The sequence below is a fragment of the Streptococcus oralis genome, from assembly GCF_022749195.1.
In the GTDB taxonomy this organism is placed as follows: domain Bacteria; phylum Bacillota; class Bacilli; order Lactobacillales; family Streptococcaceae; genus Streptococcus; species Streptococcus oralis_CI.
This window is the reverse complement of sequence record NZ_CP094226.1, coordinates 532,146-549,524: the sequence shown is the minus strand read 5'-3', so window position 1 is coordinate 549,524 and position 17,379 is coordinate 532,146. Positions and strand designations below refer to the sequence as shown.

General features: G+C 42.7%; 19 protein-coding genes and 1 pseudogene. 2 read left to right on the top strand and 18 right to left on the bottom strand.

The genetic code is table 11. The annotated features are described in order from the left end of the window. Positions 1-16: 16 nt before the first annotated feature. The 4 genes from MP387_RS02730 to MP387_RS02715 all read right to left on the bottom strand — a co-directional run bounded on the left by MP387_RS02730 (position 17) and on the right by MP387_RS02715 (position 2,002). Complete coding sequence (locus tag MP387_RS02730; RefSeq protein WP_000442252.1) at positions 17-187, bottom strand: hypothetical protein; 171 nt, start codon at positions 185-187, stop codon at positions 17-19. Then, a complete protein-coding gene (locus MP387_RS02725; protein WP_139658410.1) occupies positions 187-693 on the bottom strand; it encodes a dihydrofolate reductase in 507 nt (168 codons plus the stop codon). Before MP387_RS02725 ends, MP387_RS02730 begins: the two co-directional genes overlap by 1 nt. A gap of 118 nt (positions 694-811) precedes the next feature. Then, complete coding sequence (cmk, locus tag MP387_RS02720) at positions 812-1,486, bottom strand: (d)CMP kinase (RefSeq protein WP_242747516.1); 675 nt, start codon at positions 1,484-1,486, stop codon at positions 812-814. Between the two features lie 9 nt (positions 1,487-1,495). Beyond that, entirely contained in the window at positions 1,496-2,002 is a 507-nt protein-coding gene (locus MP387_RS02715) for an SAG1386/EF1546 family surface-associated protein (RefSeq protein ID WP_076984714.1), read from the bottom strand. 45 nt (positions 2,003-2,047) lie between these two features. Here MP387_RS02715 and MP387_RS02710 point away from each other — a divergent pair, with 45 nt between their 5' ends. After that, on the top strand, positions 2,048-2,251 hold the full coding sequence (locus MP387_RS02710) for a ferredoxin (RefSeq protein ID WP_002874767.1): 204 nt from the start codon (positions 2,048-2,050) through the stop codon (positions 2,249-2,251). Between the two features lie 75 nt (positions 2,252-2,326). On the opposite strand, the gene MP387_RS02705 is transcribed toward MP387_RS02710, so the two are convergent. From MP387_RS02705 to MP387_RS02680, 6 genes are all read right to left on the bottom strand, one after another. Beyond that, positions 2,327-3,292 carry a glycosyltransferase family 2 protein gene (locus tag MP387_RS02705; RefSeq protein WP_242747514.1) on the bottom strand — a complete coding sequence of 322 codons (966 nt, stop codon included), beginning with the start codon at positions 3,290-3,292 and terminating at the stop codon, positions 2,327-2,329. A gap of 1 nt (position 3,293) precedes the next feature. Next, positions 3,294-4,313: a UDP-glucose 4-epimerase GalE gene (gene galE, locus MP387_RS02700; protein ID WP_001156532.1), complete on the bottom strand. Its 1,020-nt coding sequence runs from the start codon at positions 4,311-4,313 to the stop codon at positions 3,294-3,296. Positions 4,314-4,414: 101 nt separating this feature from the next. Beyond that, entirely contained in the window at positions 4,415-5,518 is a 1,104-nt protein-coding gene (locus MP387_RS02695; protein WP_242747512.1) for an NAD(P)/FAD-dependent oxidoreductase, read from the bottom strand. A 16-nt stretch (positions 5,519-5,534) separates the two neighbouring features. Then, complete coding sequence (locus MP387_RS02690) at positions 5,535-6,332, bottom strand: Nif3-like dinuclear metal center hexameric protein (protein ID WP_242747510.1); 798 nt, start codon at positions 6,330-6,332, stop codon at positions 5,535-5,537. After that, on the bottom strand, positions 6,319-6,996 hold the full coding sequence (locus MP387_RS02685) for a tRNA (adenine(22)-N(1))-methyltransferase (protein ID WP_242747508.1): 678 nt from the start codon (positions 6,994-6,996) through the stop codon (positions 6,319-6,321). Before MP387_RS02685 ends, MP387_RS02690 begins: the two co-directional genes overlap by 14 nt. A 101-nt stretch (positions 6,997-7,097) precedes the next feature. Beyond that, positions 7,098-9,434 (bottom strand): cation-translocating P-type ATPase, encoded by a 2,337-nt coding sequence (locus tag MP387_RS02680; RefSeq protein WP_242748028.1) that lies wholly within the window; start codon positions 9,432-9,434, stop codon positions 7,098-7,100. Between the two features lie 132 nt (positions 9,435-9,566). Between MP387_RS02680 and MP387_RS02675 the strand changes: the two genes are divergently transcribed. Next, positions 9,567-10,316, top strand: coding sequence for a lysophospholipid acyltransferase family protein (locus MP387_RS02675; RefSeq protein ID WP_049485162.1), 750 nt, complete (start codon positions 9,567-9,569; stop codon positions 10,314-10,316). A gap of 41 nt (positions 10,317-10,357) precedes the next feature. Here the strand turns inward: MP387_RS02675 and MP387_RS02670 are convergent, their stop codons facing one another. The 8 genes and pseudogenes from MP387_RS02670 to MP387_RS02635 all read right to left on the bottom strand — a co-directional run bounded on the left by MP387_RS02670 (position 10,358) and on the right by MP387_RS02635 (position 17,320). Next, positions 10,358-11,050, bottom strand: coding sequence for an alpha/beta hydrolase-fold protein (locus tag MP387_RS02670; protein ID WP_242747506.1), 693 nt, complete (start codon positions 11,048-11,050; stop codon positions 10,358-10,360). After that, positions 11,031-12,041 (bottom strand): ABC transporter substrate-binding protein, encoded by a 1,011-nt coding sequence (locus tag MP387_RS02665; RefSeq protein ID WP_242747504.1) that lies wholly within the window; start codon positions 12,039-12,041, stop codon positions 11,031-11,033. Before MP387_RS02665 ends, MP387_RS02670 begins: the two co-directional genes overlap by 20 nt. Before the next feature lie 19 nt (positions 12,042-12,060). Then, complete coding sequence (locus MP387_RS02660; protein ID WP_242747503.1) at positions 12,061-12,816, bottom strand: ABC transporter ATP-binding protein; 756 nt, start codon at positions 12,814-12,816, stop codon at positions 12,061-12,063. Between the two features lies 1 nt (position 12,817). Then, entirely contained in the window at positions 12,818-13,864 is a 1,047-nt protein-coding gene (locus MP387_RS02655; RefSeq protein ID WP_242747501.1) for a FecCD family ABC transporter permease, read from the bottom strand. A 163-nt stretch (positions 13,865-14,027) separates the two neighbouring features. Further along, positions 14,028-14,639: pseudogene (locus MP387_RS02650) on the bottom strand (CadD family cadmium resistance transporter). Between the two features lie 849 nt (positions 14,640-15,488). After that, complete coding sequence (gene rpsO / locus MP387_RS02645) at positions 15,489-15,758, bottom strand: 30S ribosomal protein S15 (RefSeq protein ID WP_001018251.1); 270 nt, start codon at positions 15,756-15,758, stop codon at positions 15,489-15,491. 292 nt (positions 15,759-16,050) lie between these two features. Continuing rightward, positions 16,051-16,743 (bottom strand): phosphoglycerate mutase, encoded by a 693-nt coding sequence (locus MP387_RS02640; protein ID WP_000240130.1) that lies wholly within the window; start codon positions 16,741-16,743, stop codon positions 16,051-16,053. A 196-nt stretch (positions 16,744-16,939) separates the two neighbouring features. Further along, positions 16,940-17,320, bottom strand: coding sequence for a hypothetical protein (locus tag MP387_RS02635; RefSeq protein WP_180833429.1), 381 nt, complete (start codon positions 17,318-17,320; stop codon positions 16,940-16,942). Positions 17,321-17,379 lie beyond the last annotated feature (59 nt).

The following is a 17,379-nucleotide window of genomic DNA, read 5'->3' as shown; positions in this document are numbered from 1 at the left end:
TAATTTATCATTCTATCTAAAATAAGGTCATATAAAAAGCGTGGACACTGTTGACCAGATTGGTAAAAGCATTCAACCAGAGTAAGGCAGACAGTCCATAGCGCTTCTTACGAAAAGCCTGTGCTCCAGTCAAAATACAGATCACACACAAAAAAGCTGTAAAAAATCCAAATATACTGCGCTCCATTAGACTTCCTTTCTATCTCGGTATTCGATGGTAAAATCATAGTCGTTTTTCTCATCTCGGGTATAAGATTTGCTTGCAACTGTCTCAAAATGAGACAAGTCAAACTCCTCAGGAAAATAGGTATCTCCCTCCACCTGAGCATGAATCTGTGTCACAATGATTTCATCTAAATATGGCTCAAAAGCCTGAAAAATCTGTTTTCCGCCAATGATATAGAGATTTTTTTCCTGACTCTGATACCACGCTAAAACAGACTCCACATCTTGAAATACGAGCGCCCCATCTATGATTTCTTCGCTATTTCGCGTTAAAATCAGGGTTTGCCGTTTTGGAAGCAGACGACGTCCCATGCCATCAAAGGTCACTCGCCCCATCAGTATAGCATGATTTAAAGTTGTTTCCTTAAAATGTTGCAACTCTGCCGGCAAATGCCAAGGGAGACGATCTTCCTTCCCAATCACACCTTTTTCATCCTGGGCCCAAATGGCTATGATTTTCTTTGTCATGCTTCCGTCCTTTTTATTGATACTACTATTTTATCAAAATTCTCCCAAAAAGACTGTTTTGAAACGCGCGCAAAAGAGAGAAAAGGAGCAGGTATCATCTAGCCTGCTCCTCTCGTCCCTAGGACATATATTTTTTTGCTTCTGATTCGATTTTTTCGACCACTTCCTGGATACTTAGTCCAGTTGTGTCAAGGTAAACTGCGTCCTCAGCCTGTTTGAGAGGAGAGGTTTCACGATGACTGTCCTTGTAGTCACGCGCAGCAATGTCTTCTTTCAACGTTTCCAAGTCAGTCTCAATCCCTTTAGCAATGTTTTCCTTGTAACGACGCTCTGCTCTTTCTTCAACAGAAGCCACTAGGAAAATCTTGAGTTCAGCTTGTGGTAAAACAACTGTCCCGATATCACGCCCATCCATGACGATACCACCTTGCTGAGCAATCTCTTGCTGGAGCGAAACCAGCTTCTCACGCACCTCAGGAATGGCAGCAATGCTTGAAACTTTGTTGGTCACTTCATTTTCACGAATCGGATGCGTAATATCAACATCTCCTACAAAAACAAGTTGCTCACCAGTTTCTGAACGTCCAAAACTAATGGGGTGTTGGTTAAGAAGCTCAAGAAGTTGGTCTACATTTCCTGCATCCAACTGGTGTTTGAGCGCTATATAAGTCGCAGCACGGTACATAGCACCCGTATCGAGATAAGTGTAACCAAAATCCTTAGCGACAATCTTTGCGACCGTACTCTTGCCACTCGAAGCTGGACCATCGATAGCAATTTGAATTGTCTTCATGACCGACTCCTATCTTGTTTTAATCACATCACCTGGGTTGGCAAACCAAGATCCAGATGACATATGAGAAGGATTTAGGGCTTCTAGCTGGGCAATGGAAATCCCTGCACGTTGAGCAAGAGCTGCTTCTCCCTCTCCCGGCTGTACTGTAAGTGTTCCTTCACCCTCTGTATGTTCTTCCGAACTGCTCTCTGAAGGTGTTGATTCAGAAGAAGATGTTTCCTCTACCTTGCTACTTGAAGATGATGATGCTTCCACTTTAGAACTTGAACTTGTAGAAGGAGACGATGCATCATAGAAGTCCTTCAAAGATGAAGTACGATTGCTTCCTCCGGTTGATAGGTAAATCAATACAACTACCATTGCTACAACAATTACAAAGAAGAGGCTAGCTAGAACCGTCAAGACACGATTCGCAACAACGCCTTTCCCTTTTTGTTTCCGGTGTCGACGCTCTGATCTTGTTTCTTCCTCATTGTTTTCGTAAATATCTTCTTGCCATGGTTCTTTTTCCATACCTTACTCCTTGTTTTTTTTACATTTTCTTATTACAATATAAATATGAAAGTCACACTTATACCCGAACGGTGCATCGCCTGCGGGCTTTGCCAAACCTATTCTGAACTCTTTGATTACCATGATAATGGAATCGTTCGATTTTACGATGATCCAGTTGAATTGCAAAGAGAAATCGCTGAGACCAGCGATGTTCTGGAGGCCATCAAAAATTGTCCTACACGTGCACTCCTAAAAGATCCATCGTAGGAAGCAGGGAATAAATATAATTGATTTTTTCTCATTTTTCCCACACCTACTAGTTTAGCATATTTCTAGGTAAAATTATAGTCTTTTTTGGTTATTTTTTCCTTCAATAATAGAAAGGTCACTTTTTTCTTTGACGAGATAGAGTGGTCTTTTTTTGGTCTCTAGATAGATCTTACTGATATACTTACCGAGAATCCCAATCGTCAGGAGCTGAATCCCTCCAAGAAAAAGAATGACAGCCATCAAAGAGGTCCAACCAGATGTGGGATTTCCCAAGATAAGAGTCCGAAACACTACAAAAATAGTCATCACAAAAGAAAGAAAACAAGATAGGAGTCCCGCTACAAAGGCTATACTCAAGGGAAAATCTGAAAAGTTAAGAATTCCTTCAATCGAGTAGAAAAAGAGTTGTCTAAAACTCCAACTGGTCTTGCCAGCCTGTCGTTCAACGTTTGGATAATCAAGATAGTGCGTTTTAAAACCCACCCAGGCAAAGAGTCCTTTAGAAAAACGATTGGACTCGGTCAGGGTTAAAATAGCATCTACCACAGACCTTCTCATCATGCGAAAATCACGGACACCTGAGGGTAGAGCCACTGGGCTAATTTTTTGCATGAGGCGGTAAAAGAGGTCCGCACAGAAACTACGGAAAAAGGGTTCTCCCTCCCGACTAGTTCTCCGTGTCCCAACACAGTCTATATCTGCATTTTGGTCTAGTAAGGCTTTCATCTCAAGTAGCATACTAGGAGGATCCTGAAGATCTGCATCCATCACGACCACCAAGTCTCCAGTTGCATGCTGCAAGCCTGCGTATAAGGCTGCCTCTTTCCCAAAATTTCGTGAGAATGAGACATAACGGACCGCAGGATTTTGCTCCCGATAGGCCTTCAAAAGCTCTAAGGTTCCATCGTTTGATCCATCGTCTACAAAGACATATTCGACTTCTGCTCCCAAGTCAGGAAGCAGAGCTTCCACAGACTGATAAAAAAGAGGAAGTACTTCCTCTTCGTTGAGACAAGGGACAATGATTGAAATCATCATCTTAGTCTTCAAATCCATTTGGATGCTTGCTTTGCCAACGCCATGCGTCTTCACACATTTGGGTGATGTCGAGTTCTGCTTCCCATCCAAGCTCTGCTTTGGCTTTTGCTGGGTCTGAGTAGCAGGCAGCGATATCACCTGGGCGGCGTTCTACGATGCGGTAAGGAATAGGACGTCCCACTGCTTTTTCCATATTTTGGATAATTTCAAGAACGGAGTAACCTTTACCAGTTCCAAGGTTATAAATGTTTAGACCTGAACCTTTTTGGAGTTTTTTCAAAGCTGCAACGTGACCTTTAGCTAAATCGACAACATGGATATAGTCACGAACCCCAGTTCCATCTTCTGTATCGTAATCATCTCCAAAAACTTGTACTTGCTCTAGTTTGCCCACTGCTACTTGTGAAACATAAGGCAAGAGATTGTTTGGAATGCCGTTAGGATTTTCTCCCAAGTCACCGCTCTCATGTGCTCCGATTGGGTTGAAGTAACGCAGCAAGACCACATTCCATTCTGAGTCTGCCTTGTAGATATCGGTCAAAATTTCCTCTAGCATGAGCTTGGTACGACCGTATGGATTGGTCACTGAAAGTGGGAAATCTTCTAAGATTGGTACTGTATGAGGGTCTCCGTAAACTGTCGCCGAAGAACTGAAGATGATGTTCTTACAGTTATTTTCTTCCATGGCTTTTAGCAGGCTGACAGTTCCAGCGATATTGTTGTCATAGTAGGCAAGAGGGATACGGGTTGATTCGCCAACAGCCTTCAGACCAGCAAAGTGAATCACACCAGTCGGTTCTTCCTGCTTGAAAATATCTCTGAGGGTATCTGTATCACGGATATCTGCCTCATAAAAAGGAATCTCAACTCCTGTGATTCTTTCAACAACTTCTAAACTTTTACGATTGCTATTGACAAGATTATCCACCACGACCACTTGATGACCTGCTTGGATCAACTCAATAACAGTGTGGGTTCCGATAAATCCGGCACCACCCGTTACCAAAATCTTTTCTTGCATCTTATTTCCTCGATTCTCGGATTATTTTTTCTTATTTTATCATTTTTGATAGGGAATGTCATTTGACATCCTAAACTACCTGCTAAAATTTCAGTAAAATCTTACTCGCTTTTTACTCGGTTGACATAGTTTGCAATTGGGTAGTTTACTGGGTCCAAGGTCAACTCCTTGTCTTGGACCAGTTGAGCTAGATGATACCCGATGATTGGACCCGTTGTGAGACCTGATGAACCTAGACCACTAGCCGCATAAACACCCGCTAAGCCTGGCACCTGTCCAAAGAAAGGGGAGAAATTACTGGTATAGGCGCGAATTCCCACACGCTCACCTAATGATTTCGCTTCTGCCAAGGCTGGATAGTGGGGTAAGGATGCCTCCTCCATTTGTTGGAGCAAGGTTTCATCTACCGTCAAATCAAATCCCATATCATTTTCATGGGTGGCGCCCAAGGACAATTTCCCACCTACAAAAGGGATCAAATCCCACTCCCCTTCTGGCATGACAACAGGGTGAGATGCTAGGTCTTTGGAGAGCTGATAATCTCGGAGTTGTCCTTTTTGGGGACGAACATCTACCTCATATCCTAAAGGTTCCAAAACGTCTCCCAACCAAGCTCCTGTCGCCAAAATAACCTGATCAAACATCTCTTCACCAATCTGGTAACCTGATGCTAAAGGTGTCAGACTCACTTTTTCTTTGACCAGCTTGACTTGACTGGCTTCTAGCAAACGAGTCACTAATAGGTGGCCATCCACCCGTGCCCCACCAGAAGCATAGAGCAGGCGGTCAAATCCCTGCAAACCAGGGAATAATTCATTTGCAGACGCTTGGTCTAGAATGGCTAACCGGCCTATCAGGGGAGATTCTTCCCTACGCTGGAGTGCTAGTTCATAGAGTTCTTCTAACTTGGATTCATCCTTTTTCAAGAGAAAAACTCCCGAACGCTGGTAAAAGTCGATTTCCTGTCCTGACTTTTCTAAATCAGCCAACAAATCCACATAAAAGTCAGCCCCCAAGCGCGCCATCTTGTACCAAGCTTTATTGCGGCGTTTGGAAAACCAAGGACTGATAATTCCCGCTGCTGCCTTGGTTGCTTGTCCCTGTCCATGGTCAAAAACGGTCACCTCTAGGTCGCTTTCTTTCGCGAGGTAGTAGGCAGCAGTTGCCCCTACAATCCCTGCTCCAATAATGGCAACTTTTTTCATTTTCTTCACCTTCTAACTAGATATGGTGGAAAGGATTAGTCGATGCCTGACTAGGCAAAATATCAATAGACCAGCCCTTCTCTGCCTTCCATTGAATAAGGAGTGCAGTGATTTTTTCCACAAAAAGCACTTCGATATAATGTCCTGGGTCCAGTGCTAACAGGCCATCAGACAGCATATCCTGAGCTGTATGATAGTAGATATCGCCAGTGATATAAACATCTGCCCCCTTTGCTAAAGCATCAGAGTAGAAAGACTGCCCACTGCCACCACAGATGGCCACTCTTGAAATAGGCTTCTGCAAATCACTCTCTTGATAATGCACCATTCGAAGACTATCTAGGCCAAAGACTTGTTTGACATGCTGGGCCAATTCCCCAAATGTCTGAGGCTGAATATTCCCAATCCGTCCAATCCCACGTTCTGGGCCAGTTTCCTGCAGATAAGTCGTCTCCTCGATTCCTAGCATCTGGCAGAACCAGTCATTGAGACCATTTTCAACAATGTCAATATTGGTATGGCTGACATACACTGCAATGTCATGCTTAATCAAATCAATGTAAATCTGATTTTGCGGACGGCTGGCTACCAAGTCCTTGATGGGACGAAAGATAGGCGCGTGCTTAACGATAATCAAATCCACACCCTTTTCAATGGCCTCTGCCACCGTCTCTTCTCGAATATCGAGGGCAACCATGACCCTTTGGATATCCTTGTCCAAAGTACCGATTTGCAGGCCACGACTGTCTCCCTCCATGGAAAACTCCTGAGGGCAAAAGGCTTCATAAGCTCTAATTACTTCACTTGCTAGCATGGAGCACCTCCTTGATGGCTTGAATTTTATCTACAAGAACTTGACGTTCTTCTCGATTTTTCTCTGGGATTTGGTCAAGAGCAAACTCTAACTTAGCTGCTTCTTTTTGCCATTTTTGGACAAAGACTGGGCTGACTTCTTTGGACAAGAAAGGTCCAAAGCGAACATCACTGGCTGATAGCTTCATTTGTCCCGCTTCCACCACCAAAATCTCGTAGAATTTGCCAGATTCTTCTAGAATGCTTTCTGCCACAATCTGAAAACCATTGTCTTGCAACCAAATACGCAAGTCGTCTTCACGATTATTAGGTTGGAGGATTAAACGCTCTACATTAGCTAGTTTGTCCAAGCCTTCTTCCAATATGGTAGCAATCAAACGGCCACCCATACCAGCAATGGTGATAACCGATACTTGGTCTGCCTCTTCAAAGGCTGCCAAGCCATTGGCTAAACGAACTTGGATTTTCTCCTTTAGACCGTGAGCCTCAACATTTTTAACCGCAGACTGGTAAGGACCTTCCACCACTTCCCCTGCAATGGCGCTTTTGATTTGGCCTCTCTCAACTAACTCGATGGGCAGATAAGCATGGTCACTTCCCACATCTAGTAAAACGGCCCCCTGTGGCACAAAGGAAGCTACCAATTCTAATCTCTTTGAAATCATCTTCTCTCACTTTCCAAAACTCTATTACCTCTTATTATACCATATTTCAGCTAGCAATCTTGCACCTAAAAAGACCACAATCAACAGATTGCAGTCTTTCTTTATTTTCTAGATTGGTAACGACTGGTTAGAATGAAAATCACCGTAAATACCAGCATCATGGCCCCATAAACAGGTAACGTTTGTCCAGTTAAGGTCGAAATTTCAAGTAGCTTTTGAATCATTGGGAAGAGAGCTGTAGCTAGGAAGCCTCCTACAGACCAGACAATCAAGAGAACACGCCAGAGGGTAAATGGCATGCAGGCTCTAAATACAGATAAGAAACCGATAGAACCAAGGAGATAATAGAGTAGGGTTGAGATTTCTAACTCAGACCAACCTTGACTCGCTCCAAATATTTTCACAAAGAGAACGCTGAACACGACCATGAGTGCGCTTGGTAGGGCGCGAAGCATGGATCTTCTGAGGAAGTTTGGTTCAACAGGCTTGATATTTCGCTCAAAAGTCAGAACGAATGGTGGGAACCCTTCCACAAACTGGTCGATCATAGTAATCTGAATCGGAATGAAGGGGAAAATCAAGATCCACTCAGACCGTCCTAGTAAAACACTGGCAATACAGATAACTGCTAACAGGAAGGAATAGATAGTCTTAATCAAGAAAATCGGTGCGATATGGGCGATGTTATTGACCACGCGACGACCTTCAAAGAGAATCTCAGGAACATCATTAAAGTCTGAGTTCAAAAGAACTAGATTGGCAATCTGACGAGTCGCCGGATCTCCCTCCGCCATTACAATCGAACAATCCGCCTCACGAAGAGCTAGGATGTCATTGACTCCGTCCCCTGTCATTGCCGTTGTATGCCCTGCTTTTTTCAGCGTTTGGATGATGAGTTTCTTTTGATGAGGGGAAACACGTCCGAAAATAGCTGTCTCTTCAGCCATGGCAATCAATTCCTCATCCGTGATTTTTGAACAATCTACATAGCTGTGATAGTCTGCAAAACCAGCTTTCTGGGCAATACTGGAAACCGTGACTGGATTGTCGCCAGAGATAATCTTGAGGCCCACTTCCTGAGAACGGAGATAATCCAGTGTCTCAGCTGCTCCTTCTCGAATAGGGTCCAAGATTTCCAGCAAGGCGAGAGCCTGAATATCAGATGGTTTCTGTGGTTTATGATGGTCTAGTTCTTCCTGACTGAGGGCTAAGACCAAGACACGAGACCCTCTCTCCAAGGCCTCTCTAGCTTCTGGGACTTCAGAGTTTAACAACATTTCAGGCGCACCTAAGAAAACCGTTCCTAGCCCTTCTAACTCCATAGCTCCCCACTTGCGGTCGCTTGAGAAAGGAAGATTCGAAAGCATAGGATAAGAAACCTGACCTTGGAAACGCTGGCGAATGGCTTGAGCTGTTGGATTTTTATCCTCACTATGAGCGATATAGCTAGTCAAAATGCTGGCAATAGCCTCATCATCATAAGTTTCCGTCAGAGGAAGAACATCCTCCACCTGCATCTTTCCTTGAGTGATGGTGCCCGTCTTGTCCAGACAGAGCATATCCACGCGCGCCAAGGTCTCAACAGAGTACATCTCCTGCACCAATACCTTTTTCAAGCCCAGCTTGATCACCGCAGTCAAGAGTGAAGTAATGGTCAAAAGGGCGATTCCCTTGGGCAACATCCCCAAAAGGGCTGTTGACGAATTTACAACGGATGACTTGAGGGGCAAGCCTTTTAACATGAAGGCTTCTAGCAAGAGAGCAAGACCAAAGGGAATGATAATCTTCCCAGTAAAACCAGCTAGCTTGTCTAGCGATTTCATGATACGGGAATTGATCGGTTTCACAGTCTTAGCTTCCAGCATGAGTTTGGAAGCATAGTTTTCTGCCCCGACATGGTGGACTTGAGCCAAAACTGCGCCACTGGCTAGGAAACTCCCTGATAAAAGCAAAGTATCCACTTCTTTTTGCACCAAATCACTCTCACCCGTCAACATAGCTTCATTGACTTCTGCAAATCCTTCCAGAACCAGAGCATCACTAGGAATCTGCTCCCCAGCAGACAAACGAATGACATCTCCTAGAACCAACTCTTCTGGATCAAGAGCGACTTCTTGACCATCACGGATGGTTTTGACCTTTTCCTTAGTCATGAGATTGAGCTTGTCCACCATGTGTTTGGCCCGTAGCTCAGTCACAATCCCAGAAAAAGCGTTAAAGCAGATAACGGCAAAGAAAACCAGATTGCTCCAAGCCTGCACAAAGGCCAGCGCTAGGGCAATAACAAAGTTTAATGCGTTAAAAAGTGTAAAAACATTTCGTTTAAAGATTTGCCAAGTACTGGTACTAGCTGAAGCGGTAAAGTCATTGACCAAACCTTGAGCCTGTCTTTCCTTGACTTCTCTTTGGGTTAATCCCATAATCTTATTTTTATCCATAAATTCTATCATATCATTTTTTTTTAAAGAATTCTAATCCCATCTAAAACTGTTGGCTGATAACTGAAAAAGTTTGCCAGCAGTCTTTTGATAAGGTATAATAATAAAAGCAATACAATCGAAGGAGATCTCATGTTTTATACTTATTTACGTGGACTAGTCATGCTGATCTTGTGGTCCATCAATGGCAATGCCCACTATCACAATACTGATAAAATCCCTAGCCGAGACGAAAACTATATCCTCGTCGCTCCTCATCGTACTTGGTGGGATCCTGTATATATGGCTTTTGCGACCAAGCCAAAACAGTTCATCTTTATGGCCAAAAAAGAACTGTTTAACAACCGTATCTTTGGCTGGTGGATCCGTATGTGTGGCGCCTTTCCTATCGACCGAGAAAAACCTAATGCCTCTGCCATCAAGTACCCTATCAACGTCCTCAAAAAAAGCGACCGCTCTCTCATCATGTTCCCAAGCGGGAGCCGTCACTCAAACGATGTCAAGGGTGGAGTTGCCTTGATTGCCAAAATGGCCAAGGTCCGTATCATGCCGGTTACCTACACCGGTCCCATGACCTTGAAAGGCTTAGTCAGCCGTGAACGTGTGGATATGAACTTTGGAAATCCTATCGATATCTCAGACATTAAGAAAATGAATGATGAAGGGATTGAAATGGTTGCAGACCGCATCCAAGCTGAATTCCAACGTTTGGACGAAGAAACCAAGCAATGGCACAATGATAAAAAACCAAACCCACTCTGGTGGTTTGTCCGCATCCCTGCCCTCATCCTTGCTGTGGTTGTTGGTATCCTAACGATTATCTTTACCTTCATTGCAAGCTTTATCTGGAATCCAGATAAGAAGAGAGAGGCTCTTGGTTAAAAAATACAATTGTCCCTTGGCTTTTGCCAAGGGATATTTTTTTATTCGATTTTCCATTTTGGGGCCAACCAGCTGGAAAAGGCTAGAAATCGCTCAGCCACTTGCTCATGATGCCCATAGAGATCAAAGACAAACTGACCAGTCGGATAGCGTTGCTGAAGACTAGTATGAATCTGCTCAGCATAGGCTGGAGCTTGAGCCAAGCGATTGGTATGATGGGCTCCTTCTGTTTGACCATTCTGTAAATACAGTAAACAATCTAAATTTTTCACCTTTTCTTCCCTGCAATACGTCGTAAAATCAGGATACCAAAAGGAACCGCAGATAGAGAAGATACAGGAGACATTGTCAAAATGGAAAAGACTGTATACTGCTGTCAAACCACCTAGTGAGTAACCTCCATAGGCAAGGCGATCTTCGTCCAGGCGATAAAGAGACCGCAACTTATCTAAAAGACCTCCAAATAAATGACCATGATAGGCATTTGCCTGACCGCCAAAATCCGGAGCTCCATCCCTTAAAGCAGCTGCCTTCCAGGGCGTGTAGTCGTTTAGGCGATTTTTAGAGGTCAAACCAACTAAAATTACAGATTCTGAAAGGGAAGATAGAAAATCCAAGTTTCCATCATTCAAGAGAATAGCTGGATAGGTTTGATTGGGATCATAGGTCGAAGGAAGGCTGACCCTAACTTGAATCCCTTCCCAATCAAACTCATTATTTATTGATAAAGTCATTGATTTTCTCAAGGGAATCAATCACTGCTGGACCATAGTCCATCAACTCATCGTAAGAAATGGTCATGATTTTTTGATTCTTAATTGCAGGAACATTTTCCAAAACTTCATTTGCCTTCATCAACTCTACTGCGTTGGCATCCAATTTTTTGTTGCGGTCACTAGTTACATAGATAATCAACTCCGGATCCATTGACACGAGATTTTCCAAGGTCAAGCCTGATGTTCCCGTTGCAACGTTGGTATAACCAAGTTGATTCAACAAGCTTTCTTGCAAAGCAGACTTGTAAGCACCAAAGGTTTCGTCATTATAAGCAACCATAATCAAAGCCTTTTTCTTTTCACCTTGGCTTGCTGGGTTTGCTTTCTTAACAGCGTCAATTTTAGCTTGTAATTGGGCTGCGTATTCATTAGACTTGTCCTGAACATTGAAAATCATTCCAAGATTTTTGACATCTTCTACAATATTTCCCAAATCTTGCTGAATTGTTGAGAGAGAAGCTTTTTGCGTATAGACTGGGATTTTGTTTTCATTCCAAGTGCTAACTGTCCCCAAGGATTTTTCAGAAAACATCATGTTTCGACCCATCACAGCATCTGGTTCATAAGAAAGCACTGTCTCTTGAGAGACTGTTTTTTTATCGCCAATTTGAGGAATCGTCGCAATCGCGTCCTTGTATTTGTCCGTCACAGCATTGTCAGGGTTGAGCATGCCAGCAATTTTATCCTTCAAGCCTAACTCCAACAAGATTTCAGTGGTTGAAAGATTGTTGGTGATAACTTTTTCAGGTGCCTTGTCAAAGACTTGTTCGACTTCATTCCCTTTAGCATCATAGGTCTTGACCGTGAATGGATAAGTCGTCTCTGTGCTGGCCTTTTGACTTGTTTCTGTGCTAGACTGTGTGGTAGCTTTTTCTGTAGTAGTGTTACCACAAGCTGCCATAGTTAGGGTAGCTACTGTTACGAGTAAAATGCTTAGTGTTTTTTTCATCTTGTTTTCCTTTTCATTCTTATAAATAGTGAATCATGGCTTGCTGATCCTCAGTCCAAGTCACCTGACTTTGAACTCCATATACAGTTTGCAATGACTCAGGGGTGATGGTCTCCTTTGGAATACCTTGGTAAAGGATTTCCCCCTCCTTCATCAGATAGAGATAATCCGAATAGCGACAAGCAAGTTGAATGTCATGTAGGACAGCTAGAACATTGACCTTGAGATTCTTCACAATGGCCAACAAGTCTAACTGGTACTTGATATCCAGGTGATTGGTTGGCTCGTCCAGGAGCAAGAGAGTCGGTTCTTGCGCCAAGGCGCGTGCTAATAAGACTCGCTGTTTCTCCCCACCTGAAAGAGACGAATAGAGACGAGTTTTCTTCTCAAGCATATCCACCTTGACGAGAGCATCTTGAACGAGGGCATAATCCCTTTCCTTTTCCTTCTGTAAAAAAGAGAGGTGTGGAGTTCTTCCCAGCAAGACGATTTCCTCAACTGTACAATCAAACTGCAGTTGATTAAACTGGGTGACGACCGCCATTTGCTTGGCTGTTTCTTTGAGTGACCAATGCTCCAGCGGCTTTCCATCTAGGCTTATCAAGCCTTTGTTCGCCTTTTCCTGGCGATAGAGGAGTTTAAGCAGGCTGGTTTTTCCACTTCCATTTGGCCCTAGTATCGTATGAAATTGATGTCCCTCAACCTTAAGAGAAACTCCTTTGAGGATTTTTTTCTCTCCTAGTCCAAAATGGACATCCTGACAAATCAAGTCCATATCAGGCCCTCACCTCCTTTCGCCTACCTCCAACAATGTAGATAAAGAAGGGAGCACCCACTAAGGCTGTAAAAATACCAATAGGCAGCTCAGCATTTGGAATGATGACACGAGAGAGTACATCTGCCCAGACCACAAAGAGGGCACCCAGTATGGTCGCAACAGGAAAAAGTCTCCTGTAATTCGTTCCTACTAACCCTCGAGCTAAATGTGGAGTAATCAGACCGACAAATCCAATAATCCCACAGGTTGCCACTAAGACCGCTGTCAACACAGCCACCATGGTCACATAAAGATACCAATAAAAGCGTAAGGGAATCCCCAAAGTTAAAGCAGCCTCATCTCCCATCATCATCGCATTAAAAACACGATACTGGGTAGAGAAAAATAGAAAGGCCATACCTACTACTATAGTTGGCAGGACTAAATCAGACCAGGTAGTCCCGGCAAGCGAACCCATGGTCCAAAACTTAATGGTCATCACACTGTCCGCATTAGCGCCAACTGAGATAATAAAGTTGGAAAATGCCAGAAAGAGAGCATTGACCACCGTTCCTGATAAGATCAGACTGGAAGTCGTCATCCTTCCCTGCATAGAGGCAATGATAAGGACGGCAATTGTTGCCAAAATAGCTCCAAGAAAAGCTCCAAGGCTAATCATCACTTTTAAACCAAGAATGATGCTCAAAGTTGCTCCTAGAGTTGCACCCGCAGAGATACCTAAGACATAGGGCTCAGCAATGGGATTGTTCACTGTAGACTGCATCACGCTACCACACATGGAAAGACCAGCCCCTACTATCAAGCCTAACAATACTCGGGGGAACCTCATGTTCCATACAATGGCAAGAGTGGACTTGGAAACCTCTCCTATCTCAAGAGGAAAACCCAACCTGCTCAAAATAATCCGATAGGTATCGCCTAGATCAACCGCAACGGATCCCATAGAAACTGCCAGAAAGAGGGAAATCCCTAAAATACCTAGCAAAATACCTAAAAGTAACACAAATTGCAGGTCCCGTCGGCTTCCAGAAAATTTGGAAAGCATGCAAACCTCCTTTGATAGAATCTTAAAAATTTAGAAAATTCTCATGAAAAGTATACCATATTTCCATTAGATGGACAAGGATAGAGACATATATAGAAAAAGCCCTCTGAAATCTGAGAGCTTGATTTGAGCTCGGGCTATAATCCTAGTGAAACAAAAAAATCTACACGATCAGAAAAGTCTCTATCGTGCCATTTTCATACATAATGTATAGTCCAAGTAGAATGAATACTAAGGGCACAATGATTCGCTCGTATTTTTCAATTGTCTCGAATATTAACGGAATAGAGGATAACACCCGACTAATCTCGCAAAAGATAATTATGCCGATTACAAACACAAGCAACGCCACGAGGGTCTGTGACCAATCTAACGAAGCAAAATAAGGTATATAGATACCTAAATTATCTCCGCCAGACGCAATTGTCAGCAATGTAACTGTCCAAAACAGTTGATTTGCCTTGCTTTGTTCTAATCTTTCAATAATTTCTTCCTCTTCTTCCTCACCTTCTCCAACAATTGCAAAGCGAATCCCTAAATAGATAGGGATTAAACCAAGCAATCCAACCATCCATTATTCAGGCACGAAATTAACGACATAAGCAGCAACTAAACTCGCCCCTACAAGTAAGCCTGTTCCTAGATATTGCCCCGCATAAATATGCCATTTCTGTTTATTCTGTGATAGCTGTGCAAATAAAATAATTAAAATAATTAAATAATCGATACTGGTGGAAATATAAACACCAATAGCAGATATGATTGTCTGTCCCATAAAAACCTCCTGTATTAGTTAGTAATAAATCAGCAGATTTTAGGAGAGCACAGACACATTAATTTAGCTATCGCTAGTGGGTAATGTCGAACGTAGGAAAGCATTTTACTCCTCCTCAAAACGTAGTTACAAAGTAATTTCTAACTGGAATTCGGTGACTACTTCCATGTAAAGTATAACATACTAAACTTTACTTCGTAAAGTGTGGGCTCTCCGAGGGGGCTTGCAGACAGTTACTCGGCTTGAAAAGCCGAGTAACTGCGCACCTTCATGGTGTCATTAGCTGATACCATTTGAGGTTTTTGTAGTCTCCAAAATTATGACCGATAAAACAACTTGAAAACTAAAATTTTGCTCAGTTAGGTTTTTGTAGTCTCCAAAATTATGACCGATAAAACCTCAATAAAAAAGCTCTCTGAAGTCAGAGAGCTGATTTGAGCTCGGGCTAAAATCCTAGTGAAAAAGATGAAACTCCTTGTGTTCATCGAACACTGTTTCCTTTCCCTATTTTCATACGGATTTTTAACGCCCTTAGCATCATGATTCTTGCCGGATAAACCGTTTATAGACTAGGCGATGAGCTGAAGATTGTATAAAAATTTTAGTGAAACAAAAAATCTCCCCGAAGGGAGATGATCTGGTTTATTTTACCTTACAGTGCTAATGACCGTAACCGAAGATAATACTTGAGTTTATCGAGGTAAGGTGACGACATAAAAAGCTCTCTGAAATCAGAGAGCTTTATTCTTGCTGGATAAAACGTTTATAGACTAGGCGACAAGCCGAAGATTGTACTGATGGTACATCGAGGCGAAGGCAACGAAGTATAGAAACGTTTTAGACGCAAGATTAGCGACGAAGTCCAAGAGAGTTGATCAACTCACGGTAACGGTTAACGTCGTTTTTACGCAAGTATGCAAGCAAGTTACGACGGCGACCGATTTTCTTCATCAATCCACGGTAAGTAGCGTGGTCTTTTTTGTGTTGTTTGATGTGTTCGTTAAGGTGGTTGATTTCCCAAGTAAGGACAGCAACTTGAACCTCTACTGAACCTGTATCACCTTCGTGACGTGCATATTGTGCGATGATTTCATTTTTTTTCTCTTTTGAGATTGCCATGATGTTTCTCCTTTTTATTTGGCTTCATCCGAGTGACAGGTTGGCATGCCTGTAACCAAGAAGAAGTTATTTGTCTTTACGACAGTTCTTATTCTACCAAGAAGCAGGGACTTTGTCAACTGATTTACTATTTAAACCCTTGAATTACTCTACTGATTTCAGGACTTCGAGCATATCTACCTTTCTTACAATCAAGTCGCTCTTTACTATCATTATAAGGCTTTTTCAACTAGTTGAGAACTAGAAGCAAAAACAAAAAAGCCTAGGAATTCCTAGGCTTTCTGTTTATAGATTATTTTCCAAGGTAGTATTCAGAAACTACATTCAATTTTTCGTCGAATTCGAATACCAATGGTGGGAAGTTAGGGATTTCCACGTCCATGATTTCGTCGTCTGACAAGCGTTTGATGTGTTTTACAAGGGCACGGATTGAGTTACCGTGAGCTCCTACGAATACGTTTTTACCATCTTTAAGTGCTGGAGCGATTTTGTCTTCCCAGAATGGAAGGGCACGTTCCAAAGTCACTTTCAAGTTTTCAGCATCTGGGATAACTGAGTCGTCAAGTGAAGCGTAACGACGGTCAGTGTGAGCTGAATGCTCATCATCACGGTCCATGTTTGGAGGCAATACATCGTATGAACGACGCCAGATGTGAACTTGCTCATCACCAAATTGTTCAGCAGCTTCAGCTTTGTTTTTACCAGTCAAACCACCGTAGTGACGTTCGTTCAAGCGCCATGATTTTTCAACTGGAACCCACAATTGGTCAGAAGCTTCAAGAGCCAAGTTTGTTGTTTTGATCGCACGTTTCAATACTGAGGTGTAAGCTTGGTCAAATTCGATACCAGCTTCTTTGATCAATTTACCAGCGTCAATCGCTTGTTGTGTTCCTTTTTCAGACAAATCAACATCAGCCCAACCAGTGAAAAGGTTAGCTTTGTTCCATTCAGACTCACCGTGGCGAGCAAAAACCAATTTTACCATTAGATGGATTCTCCTTTTATTTTTCGAGGTTTCCCTCGTTTATCTATTCTATTTTACACAATTTTTCACAAAAAAGCTAGTTAAAATCAACTAAAAAGAGAAGAGTCTCAATATGACTCTTCTCTCAGCAATCTACTTTTAAAAATTGTTTTTGAAACACAAAAACAACCCTCAAACGGATTGTTTCACTAGACTATCAGACAAGACCACGGACTTCTTTCAAAAATTTAGAAAAAGAAACAGCACCTTTAATGATTAGAAATCCTCCTATCCACTCGGTCGCTGAAAGAAAGCCCAGCACGCCACCAATGATAAATAAAATAGATGGCAGCATTCGAAGTTGTTGATCCTCTTCGAAATAGATTAGCATAAAGGTTCCTAATGCAATTATCAAAATCTTAAAAAATGTCAGGAGCAGGGAAAAGGCAACCGTGACAACCAGCATTTTTGAAGGATCTTTATAGATGATGGCCCCAGTATAGGAAAGCAAAAATCGTAGAACAGGTCCCAAAAGCAAGGTTATACCTGCCAGCATGCCCAGTCTCCAATTGAGTCGAACCAATCTATCTCTCTCCATAAAAACCTCCTTCTATCGTAGCTATCATTCTACCATATTTGCTCCAGAAACAAAAGACC

What these genes read in the sequence shown, in the direction of transcription:
- MP387_RS02690 (WP_242747510.1), bottom strand. Translation starts at nt 6,332, where the DNA reads ATGCTAGCAAGTGAAGTAATTAGAGCTTATGAAGCCTTTTGCCCTCAG.
- MP387_RS02705 (WP_242747514.1), bottom strand. Translation starts at nt 3,292, where the DNA reads ATGATGATTTCAATCATTGTCCCTTGTCTCAACGAAGAGGAAGTACTT.
- MP387_RS02695 (WP_242747512.1), bottom strand. Translation starts at nt 5,518, where the DNA reads ATGAAAAAAGTTGCCATTATTGGAGCAGGGATTGTAGGGGCAACTGCT.
- MP387_RS02710 (WP_002874767.1), top strand. Translation starts at nt 2,048, where the DNA reads ATGAAAGTCACACTTATACCCGAACGGTGCATCGCCTGCGGGCTTTGC.
- MP387_RS02665 (WP_242747504.1), bottom strand. Translation starts at nt 12,041, where the DNA reads ATGAAAAAAACACTAAGCATTTTACTCGTAACAGTAGCTACCCTAACT.
- galE (WP_001156532.1), bottom strand. Translation starts at nt 4,313, where the DNA reads ATGCAAGAAAAGATTTTGGTAACGGGTGGTGCCGGATTTATCGGAACC.
- MP387_RS02680 (WP_242748028.1), bottom strand. Translation starts at nt 9,434, where the DNA reads ATGGATAAAAATAAGATTATGGGATTAACCCAAAGAGAAGTCAAGGAA.
- MP387_RS02675 (WP_049485162.1), top strand. Translation starts at nt 9,567, where the DNA reads ATGTTTTATACTTATTTACGTGGACTAGTCATGCTGATCTTGTGGTCC.
- MP387_RS02655 (WP_242747501.1), bottom strand. Translation starts at nt 13,864, where the DNA reads ATGCTTTCCAAATTTTCTGGAAGCCGACGGGACCTGCAATTTGTGTTA.
- rpsO (WP_001018251.1), bottom strand. Translation starts at nt 15,758, where the DNA reads ATGGCAATCTCAAAAGAGAAAAAAAATGAAATCATCGCACAATATGCA.
- MP387_RS02635 (WP_180833429.1), bottom strand. Translation starts at nt 17,320, where the DNA reads ATGGAGAGAGATAGATTGGTTCGACTCAATTGGAGACTGGGCATGCTG.
- MP387_RS02640 (WP_000240130.1), bottom strand. Translation starts at nt 16,743, where the DNA reads ATGGTAAAATTGGTTTTTGCTCGCCACGGTGAGTCTGAATGGAACAAA.
- MP387_RS02685 (WP_242747508.1), bottom strand. Translation starts at nt 6,996, where the DNA reads ATGATTTCAAAGAGATTAGAATTGGTAGCTTCCTTTGTGCCACAGGGG.
- MP387_RS02730 (WP_000442252.1), bottom strand. Translation starts at nt 187, where the DNA reads ATGGAGCGCAGTATATTTGGATTTTTTACAGCTTTTTTGTGTGTGATC.
- MP387_RS02660 (WP_242747503.1), bottom strand. Translation starts at nt 12,816, where the DNA reads ATGGACTTGATTTGTCAGGATGTCCATTTTGGACTAGGAGAGAAAAAA.
- cmk (WP_242747516.1), bottom strand. Translation starts at nt 1,486, where the DNA reads ATGAAGACAATTCAAATTGCTATCGATGGTCCAGCTTCGAGTGGCAAG.
- MP387_RS02725 (WP_139658410.1), bottom strand. Translation starts at nt 693, where the DNA reads ATGACAAAGAAAATCATAGCCATTTGGGCCCAGGATGAAAAAGGTGTG.
- MP387_RS02670 (WP_242747506.1), bottom strand. Translation starts at nt 11,050, where the DNA reads ATGACTTTATCAATAAATAATGAGTTTGATTGGGAAGGGATTCAAGTT.
- MP387_RS02715 (WP_076984714.1), bottom strand. Translation starts at nt 2,002, where the DNA reads ATGGAAAAAGAACCATGGCAAGAAGATATTTACGAAAACAATGAGGAA.